The 19,577-nt window shown below is 69.8% G+C and carries 18 protein-coding genes; 7 read left to right on the top strand and 11 right to left on the bottom strand.

What is annotated here, in order from left to right:
* The first annotated feature begins 62 nt into the window (after positions 1-62).
* Positions 63-782, top strand: a complete 720-nt coding sequence (locus HF323_RS01570) for an MBL fold metallo-hydrolase (RefSeq protein ID WP_169580809.1) — start codon at positions 63-65, stop codon at positions 780-782.
* A gap of 107 nt (positions 783-889) precedes the next feature.
* Here the strand turns inward: HF323_RS01570 and HF323_RS01565 are convergent, their stop codons facing one another.
* The 10 genes from HF323_RS01565 to HF323_RS01520 form a co-directional block, all read right to left on the bottom strand.
* Entirely contained in the window at positions 890-1,477 is a 588-nt protein-coding gene (locus tag HF323_RS01565) for an ATP-dependent Clp protease proteolytic subunit (protein ID WP_169580808.1), read from the bottom strand.
* Complete coding sequence (locus HF323_RS01560; RefSeq protein ID WP_169580807.1) at positions 1,474-2,103, bottom strand: ATP-dependent Clp protease proteolytic subunit; 630 nt, start codon at positions 2,101-2,103, stop codon at positions 1,474-1,476. The genes HF323_RS01565 and HF323_RS01560 overlap by 4 nt, the downstream gene beginning before the upstream one ends.
* Positions 2,104-2,337: 234 nt before the next feature.
* A complete protein-coding gene (locus HF323_RS01555) occupies positions 2,338-3,732 on the bottom strand; it encodes a glycosyltransferase (protein WP_169580806.1) in 1,395 nt (464 codons plus the stop codon).
* 105 nt (positions 3,733-3,837) lie between these two features.
* Positions 3,838-5,421: a glutamine-hydrolyzing GMP synthase gene (guaA, locus tag HF323_RS01550; RefSeq protein WP_169580805.1), complete on the bottom strand. Its 1,584-nt coding sequence runs from the start codon at positions 5,419-5,421 to the stop codon at positions 3,838-3,840.
* Positions 5,418-5,963, bottom strand: a complete 546-nt coding sequence (locus HF323_RS01545) for a DUF3817 domain-containing protein (RefSeq protein WP_169580804.1) — start codon at positions 5,961-5,963, stop codon at positions 5,418-5,420. The genes guaA and HF323_RS01545 overlap by 4 nt, the downstream gene beginning before the upstream one ends.
* 9 nt (positions 5,964-5,972) lie before the next feature.
* Complete coding sequence (locus HF323_RS01540) at positions 5,973-6,803, bottom strand: SURF1 family protein (RefSeq protein ID WP_169581324.1); 831 nt, start codon at positions 6,801-6,803, stop codon at positions 5,973-5,975.
* 110 nt (positions 6,804-6,913) lie between these two features.
* Positions 6,914-8,032 (bottom strand): GuaB3 family IMP dehydrogenase-related protein, encoded by a 1,119-nt coding sequence (locus HF323_RS01535; protein WP_169581323.1) that lies wholly within the window; start codon positions 8,030-8,032, stop codon positions 6,914-6,916.
* A gap of 275 nt (positions 8,033-8,307) precedes the next feature.
* Positions 8,308-9,996 (bottom strand): ATP-binding cassette domain-containing protein, encoded by a 1,689-nt coding sequence (locus tag HF323_RS01530; RefSeq protein ID WP_169580803.1) that lies wholly within the window; start codon positions 9,994-9,996, stop codon positions 8,308-8,310.
* A 151-nt stretch (positions 9,997-10,147) separates the two neighbouring features.
* On the bottom strand, positions 10,148-10,432 hold the full coding sequence (locus HF323_RS01525; protein ID WP_169580802.1) for a DUF2277 domain-containing protein: 285 nt from the start codon (positions 10,430-10,432) through the stop codon (positions 10,148-10,150).
* Between the two features lie 52 nt (positions 10,433-10,484).
* On the bottom strand, positions 10,485-11,120 hold the full coding sequence (locus tag HF323_RS01520) for a TetR/AcrR family transcriptional regulator (RefSeq protein ID WP_169580801.1): 636 nt from the start codon (positions 11,118-11,120) through the stop codon (positions 10,485-10,487).
* A gap of 96 nt (positions 11,121-11,216) precedes the next feature.
* On the opposite strand from HF323_RS01520, the gene HF323_RS01515 reads away from it, so the two are divergent.
* Entirely contained in the window at positions 11,217-12,689 is a 1,473-nt protein-coding gene (locus tag HF323_RS01515) for a DHA2 family efflux MFS transporter permease subunit (RefSeq protein ID WP_169580800.1), read from the top strand.
* A 480-nt stretch (positions 12,690-13,169) separates the two neighbouring features.
* Here the strand turns inward: HF323_RS01515 and guaB are convergent, their stop codons facing one another.
* Positions 13,170-14,672: an IMP dehydrogenase gene (gene guaB / locus HF323_RS01510; protein WP_169580799.1), complete on the bottom strand. Its 1,503-nt coding sequence runs from the start codon at positions 14,670-14,672 to the stop codon at positions 13,170-13,172.
* A gap of 335 nt (positions 14,673-15,007) precedes the next feature.
* On the opposite strand from guaB, the gene HF323_RS01505 reads away from it, so the two are divergent.
* The 5 genes from HF323_RS01505 to HF323_RS01485 all read left to right on the top strand — a co-directional run bounded on the left by HF323_RS01505 (position 15,008) and on the right by HF323_RS01485 (position 19,533).
* A complete protein-coding gene (locus HF323_RS01505) occupies positions 15,008-16,312 on the top strand; it encodes a branched-chain amino acid ABC transporter permease (RefSeq protein WP_223169120.1) in 1,305 nt (434 codons plus the stop codon).
* Positions 16,313-16,315: 3 nt separating this feature from the next.
* A complete protein-coding gene (locus HF323_RS01500) occupies positions 16,316-17,293 on the top strand; it encodes a branched-chain amino acid ABC transporter permease (protein ID WP_169580798.1) in 978 nt (325 codons plus the stop codon).
* Positions 17,294-17,459: 166 nt separating this feature from the next.
* On the top strand, positions 17,460-18,335 hold the full coding sequence (locus HF323_RS01495) for an ABC transporter ATP-binding protein (protein ID WP_223169164.1): 876 nt from the start codon (positions 17,460-17,462) through the stop codon (positions 18,333-18,335).
* A gap of 110 nt (positions 18,336-18,445) precedes the next feature.
* Positions 18,446-19,186 (top strand): ABC transporter ATP-binding protein, encoded by a 741-nt coding sequence (locus HF323_RS01490; protein WP_169581320.1) that lies wholly within the window; start codon positions 18,446-18,448, stop codon positions 19,184-19,186.
* A 119-nt stretch (positions 19,187-19,305) separates the two neighbouring features.
* The gene (locus HF323_RS01485; protein WP_169580797.1) at positions 19,306-19,533 is read left to right on the top strand and encodes a YkvA family protein; all 228 of its coding nucleotides are present in this window, start codon (positions 19,306-19,308) and stop codon (positions 19,531-19,533) included.
* The last annotated feature ends 44 nt before the right edge of the window (positions 19,534-19,577 follow it).

Below are 19,577 nucleotides of genomic sequence, written 5' to 3'. Positions count from 1 at the left end.
GGCTATTGACTTAAGCTATCATAGCTACGTACCATAGCCGTCACAATCATCTGGAGGATCTCATGCGACTCGGACCGCACCTGCACCGCATCGGAAACGACATCGTCGCGGCCTACCTCGTCGTGACGCCCGAAGGCATCACCCTCGTCGACGCCGGCCTGCCTGGCCACTGGGACGACCTGACCGCCGAACTGTCGGCGATCGGGCGAACGCTCGACGACGTCAAGGGACTCATCCTCACCCACGGCGACAGCGACCACATCGGCTTCGCCGAGCGACTGCGACGCGAGAGCGGCGTTCCGGTCTACATCCACGCCGCCGACGCGCAACGAGCCAAGACCGGAGAGAAGCCCAAGACGCCGTTGGGGCCGATGCGCCTCGGTTCGACCGTCGGCTTCGCGGCGTACGCGGTCCGGAAGAAGAGCTACCGCACCGAGTACCTGACGGACGTCGTCGAGGTCGCCGACGGCGATGTGCTCGACCTGCCGGGGTCGCCGCGCATCATTGGCCTCCCCGGCCACTCGCCGGGGAGCATCGCGGTGCACGTCCCGATCGCCGAGGCGGTCTTCGTGGGCGACGCCCTCACGACCCGTCACGTGCTCACCGGACGCGCCGGCATGCAGCCCGCGCCGTTCACCGACGAGCCCGCGGACGCGCTCCAGTCGCTCGACCGTCTGGCCGGCGTCGACGCGGTGTGGGTGCTGCCCGGTCACGGCGCGCCCTGGAAGGGATCGCCCGACGACGTCGCCGCTGCCGTTCGCGCCGGCGCGTCCCCCCGCTGAGAGCGCTTCGACTCGCTCCGCTCGCTCGACGACCGGAGCGTCCCATCCCCCGATCGTTGAGCGAGCAGCGAAGCGACGAGACGAAACGCCACCACCGGCCGCGGGCCTCAGCGCTCGGTGAGCACGCGATCCGCGAGACCGTACGCCACGGCATCCGTCGCGGTGAAGACCCGGTCGCGGTCGGTGTCGGCGCGCAGCTGCGCCGGCTCCTTGCCCGTGTGGCGGGCGAGGATCGCCTCGACGTCTCCGCGCACGCGCACGAGCTCGTCGGCTTGCAGGATCAGGTCGGGGATCGCCCCGCGCCCCTGCGCCGCCGGCTGATGCAGCACGACTCTCGCGTGCGGCAGCACGGCCCGCTTGCCGGCCGCGCCGGCCGCGAGCATCACCGCGCCGACGCCGATGGCCTGCCCGACGACGGTGGTCGCGACATCCGGTCTCACGTGCTGCATGGTGTCGTAGACGGCGAGCATCGCCGCCGGGTCTCCGCCCTCGCAGTTGATGTAGAGCTGGATGTCCCGCTCCGGACTCTCCGCGTCGAGGTGCAGCAGCTGCGCGATGAGCGCATTCGCGACGCCGGCGTCGATGCCGGTGCCGAGGTACACGACGCGCTCGGCGAGCAGGTGCGAGTAGACGTCCATGATGCGGTCGCCGCGCGGGTGCTGCGCGACGACGTTCGGGATCGTGTACGAGCTCATGCCGCCACCTCCGCCGGCCCGACCCCGAGACCCGCGGGACGCCGCCGGCGCGGCACGACCTGCGCGAAGTCGTCGACGATGCCGTCGATGAAGCCGTAGTCGAGCGCCTCGGCCGCGGTGTACCACCGGTCGTGCAGGGAGTCCTCGAAGATCCGGTCGATGCTCTGCCCGGTGTCGGCGGCGATGAGGCCGAGGACGGTGTCGCGCATGTGGCGCAGGTCGTCGGCCTGCACCTCGACCTCGACCGCCGATCCTCCGATGCCGGCCGACCCCTGGTGCATGAGGATGCGCGCGTGCGGCAGCGCCCGCCGTTTTCCCTTCGCACCCGCCGAGAGGAGGAACTGCCCCGCGCTGCACGCAAGGCCGAGCGCGAGGGTCGCGACGTCGTTGGGAATGAGCCGCATCACGTCGCGGATCGCCAGCATCGAGGGAACCGAGCCCCCGGGCGAGTGAATCCACAGGGCGATGTCGGATGCCTCGTCCTCCGCTGCCAGCGCGAGCAGCTGCGTCGCGAGCAGCGTGCCGTTGTCGTCGTCGAGGGGGCCGTCGAGCACGAGCACGCGCTGGTGGAACAGCTCGCGTCGCGCCTCGGCCCCGAACATCGGGATCTTGCCTTCTTCAGCCATGACCCCAGCCTGCGTGCGGCCGCGGGTCGGGGCATCCGCTTCCGCCCACGGCGGCTCCGCCGTGGGCGGAGTGCGTACGCCTTTCGACTCTGGCGCTCGCTCAACGACCGGAGACGCGTCTCGACTCGCCCGACGACCGGAGACGCGTCTCGACTCGCCCGACGACCGCGGAGGCGCCCCGGTCGTTGAGCGAGGGAGCGAAGCGACCGAGACGAAACGCGGCCCGGCGGCGGCTCAGGCCCGGCGGGAGGGGGCGGCGAGCACGTCGTTCACGGCCTGTGCGAGCGCCGCCGTGACGCGATCCGGGTCGACCCGGCGGGCCATCTGCGCCGCCTCGCGCGAGAGACGGGCGTGCTCCTCGGGGTCGGCGATCACGCGCACGATCGCCGCCGCCAGAGCGGTCTCGTCGCCGTTGGGGACGAGCACTCCCCCGCCGCCGGCGAGGTGATCGCGGGGACCGTACGGCACGTCGTACGCGATGACGGGAGTCCCGCGCACCATCGCCTCGACGATCGCGAGCGCCTGCCCCTCGTACGCAGAGGTGGTGAGGAAGGCGGATGCCTCGTCCAGCACGCGCTCGGGATCATCGGTGATCCCGCGCAGGGCGACGTGGGCCGTGAGCCCCTCGGACTCGATGAGCTGCTGCAGCGCGTCGCGCTCGGCACCCGCGCCGTAGATGTCGAGCGTCGCGTGGGGCACCGACTCGAGCACGGCCCGGAACGCCCGGATCGCATGATCGACGCGCTTCCCCGGCGCGAGCCGGTTGAGCATGACCACGCGGCCGGCGACGCGCTCCGACCCCGGCACCACGCTCGACGCCGCCGGAACGCCGGCCGGGATGACGAGATGCACGCCCTCGTCGCCGAACCGTTCGATGACGTCCGATCGCTGCGCCTCACTCAGCCACAGCACGGCGTCGAAGCGCTCGGCCAGGCTGAACCAGCGGGTCCAGAGGGGGTTCAGCGGAGCATCCGGCGTGTGAGGCGGCTCGAGATGGATGGTGTGGATCGAATGGATCAGTCGCACACCCGGGTCGCTCCACCCGGCGATCAGCTCGCCGAGCTGGCGGGACTCGCAGATGACCACGACGGGCTTGCCGCCGTCGGCGGCCCGCAGCCCGTCGACCACGTGCGCCAGCCACGCGCGATACAGCGCGCCGAAGCCGGTCACGACCCCGGCGACGCGTCCGCCCGCCCCGTAGACCGCGACCGGAGCGGTGGTGATGTGCCAGTCGGGGTCGCCGTGGATCACCGGCAGCCCGACCATCGGGCGCCCCTCGCCGTCGGCGACGACGCGGTACTCGAGCGCCGGGTCGGGGTCGCCGGGCTCAGCCGCGTCGCGCAGCCAGGCGGCGGCTCCGCCGCGGGGATCGGATGCCTCGTCGAACAGGTTCCTCATGCGATCCACGCCCACGATCAGGTCGCGCTCGTCGAATGCCCTGCGGTGCCGCGCGTGGTCGGCGGCGGAGCCAGGGTCGAACGTGAGGATCAGCGGACCGCGGCCGCCGTGCACCCCGGCTGCTGCCATCTGGCGTGCACGCGAAAGGATGGCCATCGCGTATCCGCCGTCGTGATCGGGGATGAGCCTGCTCGAGAGGATCAGGTACTCGGCATCCGGGAACGTCGTCACTCCTTCATCCTCCCCCACTCCGCTTTCCTTCTCACCTGTCCAACACCTACCCCGCGCCGGAACGCCGGATGCCCCGAGCCCAAGGCCCGAGGCATCCGTCGACGATCACTCCCATTCGATGGTGCCCGGCGGCTTCGACGTGACATCGAGCACGACCCGGTTCACGTCGCGCACCTCGTTGGTGATGCGGTTGGAGATGCGGGCGAGCACGTCATAGGGCAGGCGCGTCCAGTCGGCGGTCATCGCGTCCTCGCTCGACACGGGCCGCAGCACGATGGGGTGGCCGTACGTGCGGCCGTCGCCCTGCACGCCCACCGATCGCACATCGGCGAGGAGCACGACGGGGCACTGCCAGATCTCGCCGTCGAGTCCCGCGCGGCTCAGCTCCTCGCGCGCAATGGCGTCGGCGTCACGCAGAATCTCGAGGCGGTCAGCGGTGACCTCACCGACGATCCGGATGCCGAGGCCGGGGCCCGGAAACGGCTGTCGCCCGACGATCACCTCGGGAAGGCCGAGTTCGCGCCCGATCGCGCGCACCTCGTCCTTGAAGAGCGTGCGGAGCGGTTCGACGAGCTCGAACTGCAGGTCCTCGGGGAGACCCCCCACGTTGTGGTGCGACTTGATGTTGGCGGTGCCGGTTCCGCCGCCCGACTCCACGACGTCGGGGTAGAGCGTCCCCTGCACGAGGTAGCGGATGGGCTCGCCGTCGGCGGCGGCCTCGGCGATGAGCGCCTTCTCGGCCTCCTCGAACGTGCGTATGAACTCGCGGCCGATGATCTTGCGCTTCTGCTCGGGGTCGCTCACGCCCGCGAGCGCCGTGAGGAAACGCTCACGCGCGTCGACCGTGACGAGCCGCACCCCGGTGGAGGCGACGTAGTCCTGCTCGACCTGCTCGCGCTCGCCCTTACGGAGCAGACCATGGTCGACGAAGATGCACACGAGCTGGTCGCCGACGGCCTTGTGCACGAGGGCCGCCGCAACCGCCGAGTCGACGCCGCCCGACAGTCCGCAGATCACGCGGCCGGTGCCGATCTGGGCGCGGATGCGCTCGACCTGCTCGGCGATGACGTTGCCGCTGTTCCAGTCGGCGGGAAGTCCGGCCGCCTTGTGGAGGAAGTTCTCGATGACCTGCTGGCCGTGATCGGAGTGCTTGACCTCGGGGTGCCACTGCACACCGTAGAAGCGCTTCTCGTCGCTGCCGAACGCGGCGACCGGCGTCGCCGAGGTCGAGGCGAGCACGTCGAAGCCCTCGGGCGCGCGTGAGACCTGGTCGCCGTGGCTCATCCATACGTTCTGGTCGACGGGCTGGCCGCCGAGGAGCACTCCGCCGTCACCGGTCACCGAGGCATCCGTCGCGCCGTACTCGCGCAGTCCGGTGTTGGCCACTTCGCCACCGAGCGCCTGCGCCATGACCTGGAAGCCGTAGCAGATGCCGAGCGTCGGCACCCCCAGGTCGAACACGCCCTCATCGAGCGACGGCGCGCCTTCTTCGTAGACCGACGACGGACCGCCCGACAGGATGATGCCGACGGGGTTCTTCGCCGCGATGTCGGACGCCGACGCGGTGTGCGGGACGATCTCGCTGTAGACGCCCGCCTCGCGCACGCGCCGCGCGATCAGCTGGGCGTACTGCGCCCCGAAGTCGACGACGAGGACGGGACGCTGGGAGGTTTCGGTCTGCTCGGTCAACGCTGGTTCTCCGTGGGGATCGCGTGGGTGAGGGTCGAGTGCGCGGCCTGCGAGTGCAGCTCGGCGTCTTCACGGCTCTTGAGATACGAGGTGACCTCGCGGCCGACCTTGGCCTCCATGAAGAACGACAGGAGCGGAATGATGCCGCCGAGGGCCAGCACGATGAACCGGCCGAACGGCCAGCGCATCAGGCTCCACACGCGGAAGCACGAGAACAGGTACACGACGTAGAACCAGCCGTGCGCCACCAGGATGAACAGCGACAGATTGAGCCCGTCGCCCGTCGAGGTCATCTCGCAGTCGTTCGTCATCGGAGCGAACAGCGACCACCATTCGCAGGTGGGGCCGGCGATCACGGGCGCGAACCACAGGAAGCCGCCCGAGCCGCCGAGGAAGAGCTCGACGTGGAGGGGCGTGTACTTCAGGATCATCTCGGCCACGAGCAGCAGCAGACCGATGCCCGTGATGATCGAGCAGACCTGGTAGAACTTCAGGGCTCCGCGGATCGCCGGGAAGGATGCGAGCTTCGGGGCGCGGGGCATGACCCCAGTCTACCCGCGGGATTCCGGGGTGATTTCCGGGCCGGATGCCGCGGCATCCGTCTCAGCGTCGACATCGCCATCGTCATCCTGGAGGTCTTCGACCTCCTTCTCCCACGCATCGCGCGCGAGGCGGTACCAGAGGTAGAACGCGAAGCCGGCGAAGATGGCCCATTCGGCGGCGTAGAAGATGTTGAGCCAGTTGACGGCGGATGCCTCGTCCGGCGCGGGTGACGAGATGTCGGTGAGAGGCGGCGGGGCCTCCTCCGACGCGATGTACTGCCGGTAGACGTTGAGCCCCGCGACATCGTGCCATTGGCCGAGCAGCGCGGCCGGTGACATGCGAGTGAGGGTCTGCGGGTCGGCGCCGCGCGGCGGCGGCACCGGTCCCTCATCGGAGATGAGGCGGCCGGTCACCTCGGTCGGCGTCTTGACCGGCGCCGCCGCGAGGCGGTCGTACTCCTCGACGGCGGATTCGGCCTCGTCGAGCGTGGCCGCCCAGCCGAGCGCCACGGCGACCGAGGTGGGCTCGTCCGTTCCCGCGACGCGGAGCTGCCCGGTCACCCAGTACCCCTCGACGTCGTCGTTGAACCGCGACGACACGACGATGAAGTCACCGGGCAGCCAGAAGCCCTCGACCGTGACGCGCTGTCCGACGAGCGGGCCGGAGAGGTACTCCCCCGGCTGCACGACGTCCTCGAGCGGCCGCACCTCCTCCGTCGCGCCCGGAGGCGGCGGATCGGTGTCGATCGCACGGCTCAGCTGCCACTGCCCCAGCCACGCGAACACGCCCGCGACGACGAGGCACAGCAGCAGCATCCCGATCCACTGCGGACGCAGCATCACCTCGCGCAGCGTCGGGGGGAAGACCTCGACGGGTTCAGCGCCCGCGGGCTGCGGACGTGTCGTCCCGCTTCGCTCGCTCACCGGCGGGCGCTCCTCGTCGGAGTCGGTCATCCCGCGCTGTAGGGCGCGACGACGACCTCGACCCGCTGGAACTCCTTGAGGTCGGAGTAACCGGTCGTGGCCATCGACTTTCGGAGCGCACCGATGAGGTTCGCGGTGCCGTCGGCGACCGGTGCGGGCCCGTAGAGGATCTCCTCGAGCGAGGCCACCTGATCGACCTTCACGCGTCGCCCGCGCGGCAGCTTGGAGTGGTGGGCTTCGGGGCCCCAATGGAAGCCCTGGCCCGGGGCATCCGTCGCCCGCGCCAGCGCCACCCCGAGCATGACCGCGTCGGCACCCATCGCGAGCGCCTTGACGATGTCGCCGGAGGTGCCCACACCGCCGTCGGCGATGACGTGCACGTAGCGTCCGCCCGACTCGTCGAGGTAGTCGCGGCGTGCGCCGGCGACGTCGGCGACGGCCGTCGCCATGGGCGCATGCAGGCCGAGGGTCGCACGGGTGGTGGACGCCGCGCCGCCTCCGAAGCCGACGAGCACTCCGGCCGCACCGGTGCGCATGAGGTGGAGGGCCGCCGTGTAGGTCGCCGCGCCTCCGACGATGACGGGAACGTCGAGGTCGTAGATGAACTTCTTGAGGTTCAGCGGCTGGTCGACGCTCGAGACGTGCTCGGCCGACACGGTGGTGCCGCGGATGACGAACAGGTCCACGCCCGCCGCGACGACGGTCTCGTAGAGCTCCTGCGTGCGCTGCGGGGTGAGCGCGCCGGCGACGGTGACGCCCGCCGCGCGGATCTCGGCGAGCCGGTCGCGCACGAGTTCGGGCTTGATGGGCTCGGCGTAGAGCTCCTGCATGCGACGGGTCGCGGCGGCCTTCTCGAGACCGGCGATCTCGGCGAGGAGCGGCGTCGGGTCGTCGTAGCGGGTCCACAGGCCTTCGAGGTCGAGAACGCCGAGGCCGCCCAGCTGGCCGAGCATGATCGCCGTCTGCGGGCTGACCACCGAGTCCATCGGCGCGCCGATCACGGGGATGTCGAAGCTGAACGCATCGATCGTCCACGTCGTCGAGACGTCCTCGGGGTTGCGCGTGCGCCGCGAGGGCACGACCGCGATGTCGTCGAACGTGTACGCGCGGCGTGCGCGCTTCGCGCGGCCGAGTTCGATGTCCATGCTCACGTCTCCCAGCCTACCCGCCGGGGTCCCGCGGCCTGGATCCGCCGGGTCCCGCGGTGCCAGGCGGCCCGAACTTCGCAGAATCGCGCGAATCTCGCAGAATCTTCCGGTGTCCGGTGCGACGAGCGTCACATTCTGCGAAGTTCGTGGAGCGGATGCCTCGGCCGCCGCCCCGGTCGTTGAGCGGGCGAGCACAGCGAGCGAGGCGAAACGCGCCACCTCGGGCGCGGAGCCGTTCCGTCTCGCTGCGCTGGCTCAACGCCCGAGGCCGGTCACCGCTCGCGCGCGACCCGGCCCTCGTCCCACACCGGGGCGCTCGATTCGACGACCTGGCCGTCCGCGCCGAAGACGAGGAAACGGTCGAACGATCTCGCGAGCCAGCGGTCATGCGTGACGGCGAGCACGGTCCCCTCGAACCGGGCGAGGGCGTCCTGGAGCGCCTCGGCCGACACGAGGTCGAGGTTGTCGGTCGGCTCGTCGAGGAGCAGCAGCGTTGCTCCGGAGAGCTCGAGCAGCAGGATCTGGAACCGCGCCTGCTGGCCACCCGAGAGCGCGTCGAACGTCTGCTCGGCCTGCGCGACCAGTCCGTACCGGTCCAGGGCCGAGCTCGCAGCATCGCGGGGCAGCCCGGCGCGGGCATCCTCTCCCCGGTGCAGGATGTCGAGCAGCGTTCGGCCGGTGAACTCCGGGTGCCGGTGCGTCTGCGCGAACCAGCCCGGCACCACCCGCGCACCGAGGATCGCCCGGCCGTTGTGCGCGACCGGGTCGAGGGAAGCGCCCGTGCTCGTGAGGTGTCCGAGGCGCCCGTCGGGATCGGTGCCGCCGCGTGCGAGGAGGCGCAGGAAGTGGGACTTGCCCGACCCGTTCGACCCGAGCACGGCGACGCGGTCGCCGAACCACACCTCGAGGTCGAAGGGACGCATGAGCCCCGTGAGCTCCAGCCGTTCGGCGACGACCGCACGACGGCCCGTGCGGGCGCCCCGCAGACGCACGTCGAGGTCCTGCTCCTTGGGACGCTCCTGCGGCGGACCGGCCTCCTCGAACTTGCGCAGCCGCGTCTGTGCGGCACGGTAGCGCGAGGCGAAGCCGTCGTTGGCCGCGGCCTTCACCTTGAGCGTCGCGACGAGGTCCTTGAGCTTGACGTGCTGCTCGTCCCAGCGCCGCCGGAGCTCATCGAGCCGTGCCATGCGGTCGTCGCGAGCCCGGTGATACGTGCCGAACCCGCCCCCGTGCACCCACGCGGTGCTCCCGGCGCCGCCGACCTCGAGCGTCACGATGCGGTCGGCTGCGCGCGCCAGCAGCTCACGGTCGTGCGACACGAGCAGCACCGTCTTCGGGGTCTCGCGGAGGCGCTCCTCGAGCCACCGCTTGCCCGGCACGTCGAGGTAGTTGTCGGGCTCGTCCAGCAGGAGGACCTGATCCGGACCGCGCAGCAGCGCCTCCAGCGCGAGCCGCTTCTGCTCCCCTCCCGACAGCGTCGCCAGTTCCCGGAAGCGCGCACGCGAGAAGGGGATGCCGAGCGCGGCGATCGTGCACGTGTCCCACACCGTCTCGTACTCGTAGCCGCCTGCTTCGGCGTAGTCGGCGAGCGCGGCGGCATAGCGCATCTGGATGTCGAGGTCGTCGTGCTCGATGATCGCCGCTTCGGCGTCCTCGAGCTCTCGCGCCGACCGGCTCACGCGGTCGGGCGCGACCGAGATCAGCAGGTCGTGCACGGTCTGCCCCGCCCCGCCGTGCCCGACGAACTGGTCCATCACACCCAGACCGCCGTCGATCGACACCACGCCCCCGTGCGCAGCAGTCTCCCCGCGGATGATCCTCAGCAGAGTGGTCTTGCCCGCGCCGTTCTGCCCGATGAGCGCCGTCGTCGAGCCCTCGCCCACGCGGAACGACACCTCGTCGAGGAGCGGCCGGCCGTCCGGCAGCGCGTACGAGACGCCGGCGATGTCGATGTACCCCACGGTCTTCCCTGTCTGCTCCGCGCGCTTCGGTCACCGTCGGGGAGCCGACCAGCCTATCGGTGGTCGAGGCGTTTCCTCCCGCCGCTTCGCTCCTCGCTCAGCGGACGCCACGCCTCGGTCGTCGATCGAGGGAGGCGAGACGAAACGCGGCTCAGGCGGCGGGGGCGGCGTAGCGGCCGGACTTGATGGCGCGGGCACGGGCCTTGGCGGCCTCCTCCTGGCGGTTCTTGGGCGGAGCGACCGCGACGAGATCGTCGAGCAGGTGCTGGGTGACGTGCGTGATCTCGTGGACAGCCCGGTCGAAGGCCTCTTGATTCGCCTTGGAGGGCTTGGTGGTTCCCGCGATCTTGCGCACGTACTGGAGCGCCGCGGCGTGCACCTCGTCGGACGACGCAGCGGGCTCGAAGTTGTGAAGCGTGTGGATGTTGCGGCACATGTCCCCGACGATACGCCGGGCCGAGGCATCCGTCAGCCCTGCGGTCCGCGTCTCACCAGCGCTCGTCGCCACGCGGGACGAGGTCGAGCACGTGCGGCAGCTCGGTCGGGAAGCAGGAGCGGAAGAGCTCGGTGATCTGGGGGTCTGAGCCGTAGTCATCGACGAGCCGCAGCCCGATCATCGTGCTGATGAGCATGCCTTCAGCCATGAAGGCGCGCGCCTCGTCGGCCTCGAGACCCAGCTCGTCACGGAAGAACCGCCACACGGCGGCGAACCCTCGCCGAGCGGACGGGCCGATGACGGAGTGGCTGCCCATGAGGTAGGCGTTCGCGAGCGTCTGATGCAGGCCGCGGACCTGGAGCAGGTCGACGTATGCCTGGCCGATCCGTGCGCCGGCGTCCTCGGCGTCGCCCGCGGCGAGGGCGGCGCGGAACGCCGCGAGCATGCGGGCCAGCGCATCCTCGATCGCGGCGAGGAAGAGGTTCTCCTTCGAGCCGAACAGCCGCACGACGTAGGGCTGGCTGACGCCGGCCGCGCGTGCGACATCATCGGTCGTCGCGCCCTCGTACCCTCGGGCGCCGAAGACGGCGAGCGCCGCCGCGAGGATCTGCACGCGGCGCTCGTCGGACGACAGCCGCCGCGCAGGGGCCGCGGGATCGATGACGTCGGCGGCGCGGGGAGTGCTCATGCCGAAAGGTTATCAGCGAATGACTTGACTTTGTAATCAGTGAATTACTACATTGACTTCCAGCAAGTAATCATCCAATTACTACCGGAGACTTCCATGGCTCTCGACATCGCCTCCTCCCGACCGGAGACCCTCCCCCGCCGCTCGCGCCCGTTCGCCCTGATCCTCGCCGCCGCATCCCTCCCGATGTTCATGGCCACGCTCGACAACCTCGTCATGACCAACGCCCTGCCGGTGCTGCACGCGCAGATGGGCGCCTCCGTCGCAGAGCTGCAGTGGTTCGTCAACGCGTACACCCTCTCGTTCGCCGGAGCGATCCTCATCGCCTCGGCGCTCGGCGACCGGTTCGGCCGGCGGACCGTCTTCGCGATCGGCATCGCCGTCTTCGGCATCGGGTCAGTGCTCGCCGCGCTCAGCACCGATCCCGGTCAGCTCATCGCCGCGCGTGCGCTGCAGGGCCTCGGCGGAGCCGCGGTGATGCCGCTTTCGCTCGCGCTGCTGAGCGGTGCCGTGACCCCAGCCCGCCGCCCGCTCGCGATCGGCATCTGGGGAGGCATCTCGGGTCTGGGCGTCGCCGTCGGGCCGCTCGTGGGCGGCGCGATCATGGAGGGCTGGGACTGGCAGGCGATCTTCTGGATCAATGTTCCGGTCGCGATCGTGGCGATCCCGCTCGCGCTCCTCGTGCTGCGCAACGACTTCGGCGCCCGCGCCCGCATCGACGTGCCCGGTGCGATCCTCGCGGCGGCCGGAGTGCTCGCCCTCGTGCATGCCATCGTCCGCGGCAACGACGACGGCTGGGACTCGATCGGGGTGATCGCCGAACTCGTCCTCGGCGGACTCCTCGTCGTCGCGTTCGTCGCATGGCAGGCCCGCACGGCGGCGCCGCTGGTGCCGCTGCGCCTCTTCCGCGATCGCTCGTTCTCGGTGACGAACGTGATCGGCTTCGCGTTCAGCTTCGGCACGTTCGGATCCGTGTTCATCCTCATCCAGTACCTGCAGGTCGTTCAGGGGTCCACGCCGTTCGAGGCTGCACTGCAGACGACCCCCTGGACGCTGGCCCCGATGTTCGTCGCGCCGATCGCCGGGTTCCTCGCCCCGCGCGTGGGCACGCGTGCATTGATGGTGGTCGGACTCGCCCTGCAGGCGGTGGCTCTCGCATGGATCGCGGCGATCATGTCGCCCGACACCGCCTACGCGTCGCTCGTCGTGCCCTTCCTCATGGCCGGCATCGGCATGGCCCTGGTGTTCGCGCCGTCGGCCACGGCGCTGCTGGCCACCCTGGGCCTCGTCGACCACGCGAAGGCATCCGGCGTGAACTCGACCGTCCGCGAGCTCGGCGTGGCCCTGGGCACGGCGGTCATGACGGCGATGTTCGTCGGAGCGGGCGGTGCACTCACGCCCGACCTCTACGTCGACGCAGCCCGCCCCGCCGTCTTCACCGGTGCTGCAGTGCTCCTCGCCGCGACCCTCGTGTCGGTGCTGCTGCCCGCGGGTCGAGCCGAAAAGGCGACGGATGCCGCGGCCCCGGCCGAGACGGACGAGAAGGCGCGGCTGCAGCCGGTCGGCTGAGATCCGTCGCAAGGGCGGCGGACGCGGCATCCGTGTCCGCCGCCGCCGATCTCACGTGGCGGAGCCCTCCCGGTCGACGCGGTGACATGCGGGAGCTCGAACGCACGGATCTCGCAGAATCGCGCACGAAAGCGCGCACTGCGGACACCGAGAACCCCGCGCTGACCGCGTCGTCGCGATGAGCGATTCCACCGCGCTCGGCCAGCCATCGATGCAGGTCGTCGAGAGTCCTCCGCTGCCCCATGCGAAGAGCCTGGTCTCAGCGGGCCGAGTCGGACGTCGTCCCCTCGACCGCCTGTGCACATCGCGCTCGCATCCTGAGCTGTGCAGGAGGCCGCGCTGGCTGCACGAGCCTCGCAGATACGCCCCGTGATCGCATGGATCCGGCGAGATTCTGCGAGCTTGGCGCGATTCTGCGAGGTTGGTGACGAAAGGGGAGCGGATGCCTCGGCATCCGCTCCCCTTGTCGACCTGTGCGGGTCAGCGCTTGTAGTTGGGCGCCTCGACGACGATCTGGACGTCGTGCGGGTGGGACTCCTTGAGCCCCGCCGCCGTGATGCGGACGAACTTGCCCTTGGCCTTGAGCTCTTCGATCGTGCGCGCGCCGACGTAGAACATCGACTGGCGCAGGCCGCCGACCAGCTGATACGCCACCGCCGAGACGGGGCCGCGGTAGGCGACCTGACCCTCGATGCCCTCGGGGATCAGCTTGTCGTCGCTGGGGACGTCCGCCTGGAAGTAGCGGTCCTTGGAGTAGGAGGTCTTCTTGCCGCGGGTCTGCAGCGCGCCGAGCGAACCCATGCCGCGGTACTGCTTGAACTGCTTGCCGCCCTGGAAGACGATCTCGCCCGGCGACTCGTCGGTGCCGGCGAGCAGCGAGCCGAGCATGACGGTGTCAGCGCCGGCCACGAGTGCCTTGGCGATGTCGCCCGAGTACTGCAGGCCGCCGTCGGCGATGATCGGCACTCCGGCCTCGCGCGCCGCGAGCGACGCCTCGTAGATCGCGGTGACCTGCGGCACTCCGACGCCGGCGACGACGCGCGTGGTGCAGATCGACCCCGGCCCGACACCCACCTTCACGGCGTCCACACCGGCGTCGATGAGCGCCTGCGCGCCCTCGCGCGTCGCGACGTTGCCGCCGATCACGTCGATGTGGGCGAACGACTCGTCGGCCTTCAGACGCTTCACCATGTCGATGACGCCGGCCGACTGGCCGTTCGCCGTGTCGACGACGATGACGTCGACGCCCGCGTCGCGGAGGGCGACGGCACGCTCCCACGCGTCGCCGAAGAAGCCGATGGCGGCGCCGACGCGCAGTCGGCCCTGGTCGTCCTTGGTCGCGAGCGGGTACTTCTCGCTCTTGTCGAAGTCCTTGATGGTGATGAGGCCCGCGAGCATGCCCTCATCGTCGATGAGCGGCAGCTTCTCGACGCGGTGCTGCGCGAAGAGCGAGATGACCTCGCCGGCGCTGATGCCGACGCGGCCGGTGACGAGATCCTTGCTCGTCATGACGTCGCGCACCTTCGTCGTCTGGCGCTCGAAGCCCGACACGAAGCGCATGTCGCGGTTGGTCACGATGCCGACGAGGCGACCCTCGCCGTCGACGACCGGGAGGCCCGAGATGCGGTAGGTCGCGCACAGCGAGTCGACCTCTTCGATGGTCGCGTCGGGCGTCGTCGTGATCGGGTCGGTGATCATGCCCGACTCGCTGCGCTTGACCCGGTCGACCATCGAGGCCTGCTCCTCGATGGAGAGGTTGCGGTGGATGATGCCGAGACCGCCCTCGCGAGCGATCGCGATCGCGAGGCGCGCCTCGGTGACGGTGTCCATGGCCGCCGACAGGAGCGGCGTCGCGACGGTGATGCGCCGGGTGACCCGCGACGAGGTATCGGCTTCGCTCGGGATGACATCGGTGTGCCCGGGCAGCAGCAGGATGTCGTCGTACGTCAGTCCGACGAAGCCGAAGGGGTCGTTGTGCTCCATGGGTTCTCCTGCGCTCGCGGCGCGTTTCTCGGGGTGGACGACGACGGCCGGTGCGCGGGGACGCTCCGTACTCGATTCTAAGCGCCGTGCGACCCCGTTTGTTCCCGGCCAGCGGGCTCCCGCGGCCCGCTGCGCATTCCGATTCGGTACCGGCGCCCGGGGATGAGTAGGCGAAACACTGCGGACACATTACAGTCGTAGCGTCGTTCATCACGGCCGATGCGACCCGACTGCAATCGGTGCGCGTGGTGCCGCCGACTGGAGGTTCTGTGGGTCCTACGACTGTGATCGCGAGGAGATACGCCCGAGGGGCGGTCATCCTCGTCGGAGTGCTGATGGCTGCGGCGCTGATGCTGCTCGCCTCGCCCGCCGGCGCGCATGCGTCCGCCGAAGCGCCGGACACCCCGGGGGGTGATCAAGAGCAGACCGACTTCTACTTCGGCGGCATCATCACATTCGACGGCGAACCCGTCGCGGGCGTCACGATGCAGATCGAGGGCAACGGCTTCGAGGCGGAGACCGTGACCGACGACGAGGGCAAGTGGCGTCTGTACGTCCCCGAGAAAGAGGAGTACGTCCTCACGGTCGACGAGGACACCCTCCCCGACGGCGTGATCGTCGACCCCGAGCAGCTCCCCGAGGGGATCGAGCCCAAGTCCGGCACGACCGCCTCGTTCGACGTCGCCTTCGGCGCCACGGGCACGAAGATCGTCAACCTCTTCCTCGGCGAGGGTGAGCGCGTGACGACGTCGTTCTGGGACCAGTTCGCCGAGCGCCTCATCAGCGGCATCAACTTCGGCCTACTCCTCGCCCTCGCCGCGGTCGGCGTCTCGCTGATCTTCGGCACGACGGGCCTCACCAACTTCGCGCACGCCGAGATGCTGACCTTCGGCGCCGTGGTGGCGCTCGTGTTCGGCGTCAACTTCGGACTGCCGATGTGGATCGTGATCCCGATCGTGATCCTCGCCGGCGCCGCGTTCGGATGGTCGCTGGACGCCGGACTGTGGAAGCCGCTGCGCCGAAAGGGCCTGGGCCTGGTTCAGCTGATGATCGTGAGCATCGGTCTGTCGCTCGCGATCCGCTACACCTTCCAGTTCTTCATCGGCGGTGCCACGTACCAGCTGCCGGGCGCCGGCGCCGCGCGCGACATCCGCGTGGGCCCGATCGCGGTGTCATGGATCGACGTCGTGTCCATGGGCATCTCGATCCTGCTGCTGCTCGCGGTGGCCTACTGGCTGCTGCGCACACGGATCGGCAAGGCGACGCGAGCGATCTCCGACAACCCCGGCCTCGCCGCGGCATCCGGCATCAACGTCGACCGCGTGATCCGCATCGTGTGGGTCCTGTCGGCCTCCCTCGCCGCCGTGGCCGGTGTGCTGTGGGCCTACTTCCGCCCCGGCGTGAAGTGGGACATGGGCGTCCAGGTGCTCCTCCTCATCTTCGCCGCCGTCACCCTCGGCGGCCTCGGAACCGCGTTCGGAGCCCTGATCGGCTCGCTGATCGTCGGCATCCTGGTCGAGCTCTCGACCCTGCTGGGCATCCCGCCGGACATGAAGTACGTCGGTGCGCTCGCGGTCCTGATCGTCATCCTCCTGGTGAGGCCGCAAGGCCTCCTGGGTCGTAAAGAGAGGCTGGGCTAGGCCATGGATTGGGGACAGATTCTCAACAACACGGCTTACTGGCTGTTCAGCCCTGAGACGATCGCGTACGCCCTCGCGGCGACCGGTCTCGCGGTGCACTTCGGCTATGCGGGCCTGCTCAACTTCGGTATGGCGGGCTTCATGGCCCTCGGCGCCTACGGCTACGCCATCTCGATCCTCACGTTCGGGTGGCCCTGGTGGGTGGGCATCATCGTCGGATGCCTCGCCTCGGTGGTCTTCGCGATCATCCTCGGTATTCCGACACTGCGGCTGCGCGCCGACTACCTCGCCATCGTGACCATCGCGGCGGCGGAGATCGTGCGCCTCGCGCTCACGACGCAGCTCTTCGACGAGTGGACGAACTCCGCCGACGGACTCGGCGGCTACCACGCCGGATTCCGCGCGGCGAATCCGTTCCCCGAGGGGACCTACGGGTTCGGTCCGTGGACCTGGACGGCCGATCAGCTGTGGGTGCGCGTGTTCGGCATCATCCTGCTGGCGATCGCCGTCTACCTCGTGTGGGCGCTCATGCGCAGCCCGTGGGGCCGCGTGCTCAAGGGCATCCGCGAGGACGAGGACGCCGTGCGCTCGCTCGGCAAGAACGTGTTCGCCTACAAGATGCAGGCGCTCATCATCGGTGGCGTCTTCGGTGCCCTCGGCGGCGTGGTCTTCGCGCTCCCGTCGGCGGTGGTCCCGGCGACGTACACGACCTCGCTCACGTTCTTCATCTGGACGATCCTGCTGCTCGGCGGCGCGGCGACCGTGTTCGGTCCCGTCGTCGGCTCGGTGATCTTCTGGGTGATCATGGGCTTCCTCGGAAACGTGCTCCCGGCGCTGGCGAACTCGGGCGTGCTGCCCATCTCGTCGGTGCAGGCGGGCACGCTCCGCTTCATCCTCGTGGGTGTCGCGCTCATGCTGATCGTGATCTTCCGCCCGCAGGGCATCTTCGGCAACAAGAGGGAGCTGACCTTTGTCAAGTAACAGCACTCCCGAGCCCGTGACGCCGGGCGGCGCGACGCCGCCCGCCTCCGGCTCCACGCCCACCACCGGCGCGGTCACGACCGCGACCGGGAGCATCCGTCGCCCCAAGACGACCGGGCTCGCCAAGGGCGACCCTGTCCCCGGGGTGGCAAAGAACGACCCGATCATGATCATCGACAACGTCACCCGCCGCTTCGGCGGCCTGACGGCCGTCGATGTGGATCACCTCGAGATCCCCCGGGGCGCCATCACCGCTCTCATCGGCCCCAACGGCGCGGGCAAGACCACGCTGTTCAACCTGCTGTGCGGCTTCGACAAGCCCAACTCGGGCACGTGGTCGTTCGACGGCAAGAACCTGTCGGGGATCCCCTCGTTCAAGGTCGCCCGCATGGGCCAGGTGCGCACGTTCCAGCTCACCAAGGCCCTGTCGCTGCTCACGGTGCTCGAGAACATGAAGCTCGGTGCGACGTCGCAGAAGGGTGAGCGCCTGTGGGCGAGCATCATCCCCTCCGTGTGGCGCAAGCAGGACAACGCCAACGAAGAGAAGGCGATGGAGCTGCTCAAGCGCTTCAAGCTGGACGCGAAGTCCGACGACTACGCGGCGTCGCTCTCGGGCGGTCAGCGCAAGCTCCTCGAGATGGCGCGCGCCCTCATGAGCGATCCGACGCTCGTCATGCTCGACGAGCCGATGGCCGGCGTGAACCCCGCACTCACGGAATCGCTCCTCGACCACATCCTCGACCTGAAGGACCTCGGCATGACCGTGCTCTTCGTCGAGCACGACATGCACATGGTCCGTCACATCGCGGACTGGGTCGTGGTGATGGCAGAGGGCCGTGTGGTCGCCGAGGGTCCGCCCGAGACGGTCATGCAGGACGCGGCGGTCATCGACGCCTATCTGGGCAGCCACCAGGACGTCGACCTCGGCGTCGTGACGGGCCGCATCGCGGGCGAGCTCGACAGCTCCGCCGTCGAGCTGCTGGAAGAGATCAAGGAGGCCGAGGAGGCCTCGATCGCCGAAGCCGAGGAGGAGAGCAAGTGACCGACGCTTCGAATGCCGAGGCGGTGCCTGCGGGCGCGGGTGCGGCGCCCGGGAGCGGGCGCACGCCGGGCGCGACGGCTCCCGCGGCCGACGCCGCGCGCGTGGAGGGGATGAAGACCGACGAGGTCGTCGTCGAGGTCACCGACCTCTACGCGGGATACCTGCCCGGCATCAACATCATCAACGGCGCCAACCTCGTCGCCCACAAGGGCGAGCTGATCGGCATCATCGGGCCGAACGGCGCCGGCAAGTCGACGCTGCTGAAGGCGATCTTCGGCATGGTGAAGGTCCGGTCCGGATCGATCACCGTGAACGGCGAGAGCGTGGTCGGCCTGAAGTCCGACAGGCTCGTGAGCCGGGGCGTGGGTTTCGTCCCCCAGACGAACAACGTCTTCCCGTCGCTCACCATCGAGGAGAACCTGCAGATGGGGCTCTACCAGGCCCCCAAGCAGTACGCCGAGCGTCTGGACTTCGTGACGGGCATCTTCGCCGAGCTGGGCAAGCGCCTCAAGCAGCGCGCCGGCTCGCTCTCCGGCGGCGAGCGCCAGATGGTCGCGATGTCGCGCGCGCTCATGATGGACCCGGCCGTGCTGCTCCTCGACGAGCCGTCGGCCGGTCTGTCGCCGGTGCGTCAGGACGACGCCTTCATCCGCGTCTCCGACATCAACAAGGCGGGCGTGACGACGATCATGGTCGAGCAGAACGCGCGCCGCTGCCTGCAGATCTGCGACCGCGGGTACGTCCTCGACCAGGGCCGCGACGCCTACGAGGGCTCCGGTCGCGATCTGCTCAACGACCCGAAGGTCATCGGGCTCTACCTCGGCACGCTGGGCACCGAGGGCGGCCACTGACCCACGACAGCAGAAGCGGGGGACGGATGCCGAGGCATCCGTCCCCCGCTTGTTTCGGTCCCGCCTGTTCGACAGCGGATTCACGGCTGGCTCGGAGGCACCGGCCCCACACTTGACCCATGTTCAGGTTCGTGAGGGCGATCAAGCGCGGCGAGCATCGCGTCGCACCGACCACGTGGGCCGCAGCGATCACGGCCGCGGTGTACACGGTCGTGCCGCTCGATCTCATTCCCGAGCTGGTCCTCGGTCCGCTGGGCCTGGCCGACGACGCGGGGATCTGGACGATCTTCGCGGTGCTGTCCACGCGCGAGTACGCGCGCTGGCGGGCCGGCCTCACGGCGAAGTAGCGCCCGACGCGCACCCCAGGACGACGAAAGGGCCCCGGAGCGAT

The organism is Microbacterium sp. MF43 (assembly GCF_012847295.1).
GTDB lineage: Bacteria > Actinomycetota > Actinomycetes > Actinomycetales > Microbacteriaceae > Microbacterium.
This window is presented reverse-complemented; position numbering and strand designations above follow the sequence as displayed.

What these genes read in the sequence shown, in the direction of transcription:
- HF323_RS01570 (WP_169580809.1), top strand. Translation starts at nt 63, where the DNA reads ATGCGACTCGGACCGCACCTGCACCGCATCGGAAACGACATCGTCGCG.
- HF323_RS01565 (WP_169580808.1), bottom strand. Translation starts at nt 1,477, where the DNA reads ATGAGCTCGTACACGATCCCGAACGTCGTCGCGCAGCACCCGCGCGGC.
- HF323_RS01560 (WP_169580807.1), bottom strand. Translation starts at nt 2,103, where the DNA reads ATGGCTGAAGAAGGCAAGATCCCGATGTTCGGGGCCGAGGCGCGACGC.
- HF323_RS01545 (WP_169580804.1), bottom strand. Translation starts at nt 5,963, where the DNA reads ATGCCCCGCGCCCCGAAGCTCGCATCCTTCCCGGCGATCCGCGGAGCC.
- HF323_RS01540 (WP_169581324.1), bottom strand. Translation starts at nt 6,803, where the DNA reads ATGCTGCGTCCGCAGTGGATCGGGATGCTGCTGCTGTGCCTCGTCGTC.
- HF323_RS01535 (WP_169581323.1), bottom strand. Translation starts at nt 8,032, where the DNA reads ATGGACATCGAACTCGGCCGCGCGAAGCGCGCACGCCGCGCGTACACG.
- HF323_RS01525 (WP_169580802.1), bottom strand. Translation starts at nt 10,432, where the DNA reads ATGTGCCGCAACATCCACACGCTTCACAACTTCGAGCCCGCTGCGTCG.
- HF323_RS01520 (WP_169580801.1), bottom strand. Translation starts at nt 11,120, where the DNA reads ATGAGCACTCCCCGCGCCGCCGACGTCATCGATCCCGCGGCCCCTGCG.
- HF323_RS01515 (WP_169580800.1), top strand. Translation starts at nt 11,217, where the DNA reads ATGGCTCTCGACATCGCCTCCTCCCGACCGGAGACCCTCCCCCGCCGC.
- guaB (WP_169580799.1), bottom strand. Translation starts at nt 14,672, where the DNA reads ATGGAGCACAACGACCCCTTCGGCTTCGTCGGACTGACGTACGACGAC.
- HF323_RS01505 (WP_223169120.1), top strand. Translation starts at nt 15,008, where the DNA reads ATGGCTGCGGCGCTGATGCTGCTCGCCTCGCCCGCCGGCGCGCATGCG.
- HF323_RS01500 (WP_169580798.1), top strand. Translation starts at nt 16,316, where the DNA reads ATGGATTGGGGACAGATTCTCAACAACACGGCTTACTGGCTGTTCAGC.
- HF323_RS01495 (WP_223169164.1), top strand. Translation starts at nt 17,460, where the DNA reads ATGATCATCGACAACGTCACCCGCCGCTTCGGCGGCCTGACGGCCGTC.
- HF323_RS01490 (WP_169581320.1), top strand. Translation starts at nt 18,446, where the DNA reads ATGAAGACCGACGAGGTCGTCGTCGAGGTCACCGACCTCTACGCGGGA.
- HF323_RS01485 (WP_169580797.1), top strand. Translation starts at nt 19,306, where the DNA reads ATGTTCAGGTTCGTGAGGGCGATCAAGCGCGGCGAGCATCGCGTCGCA.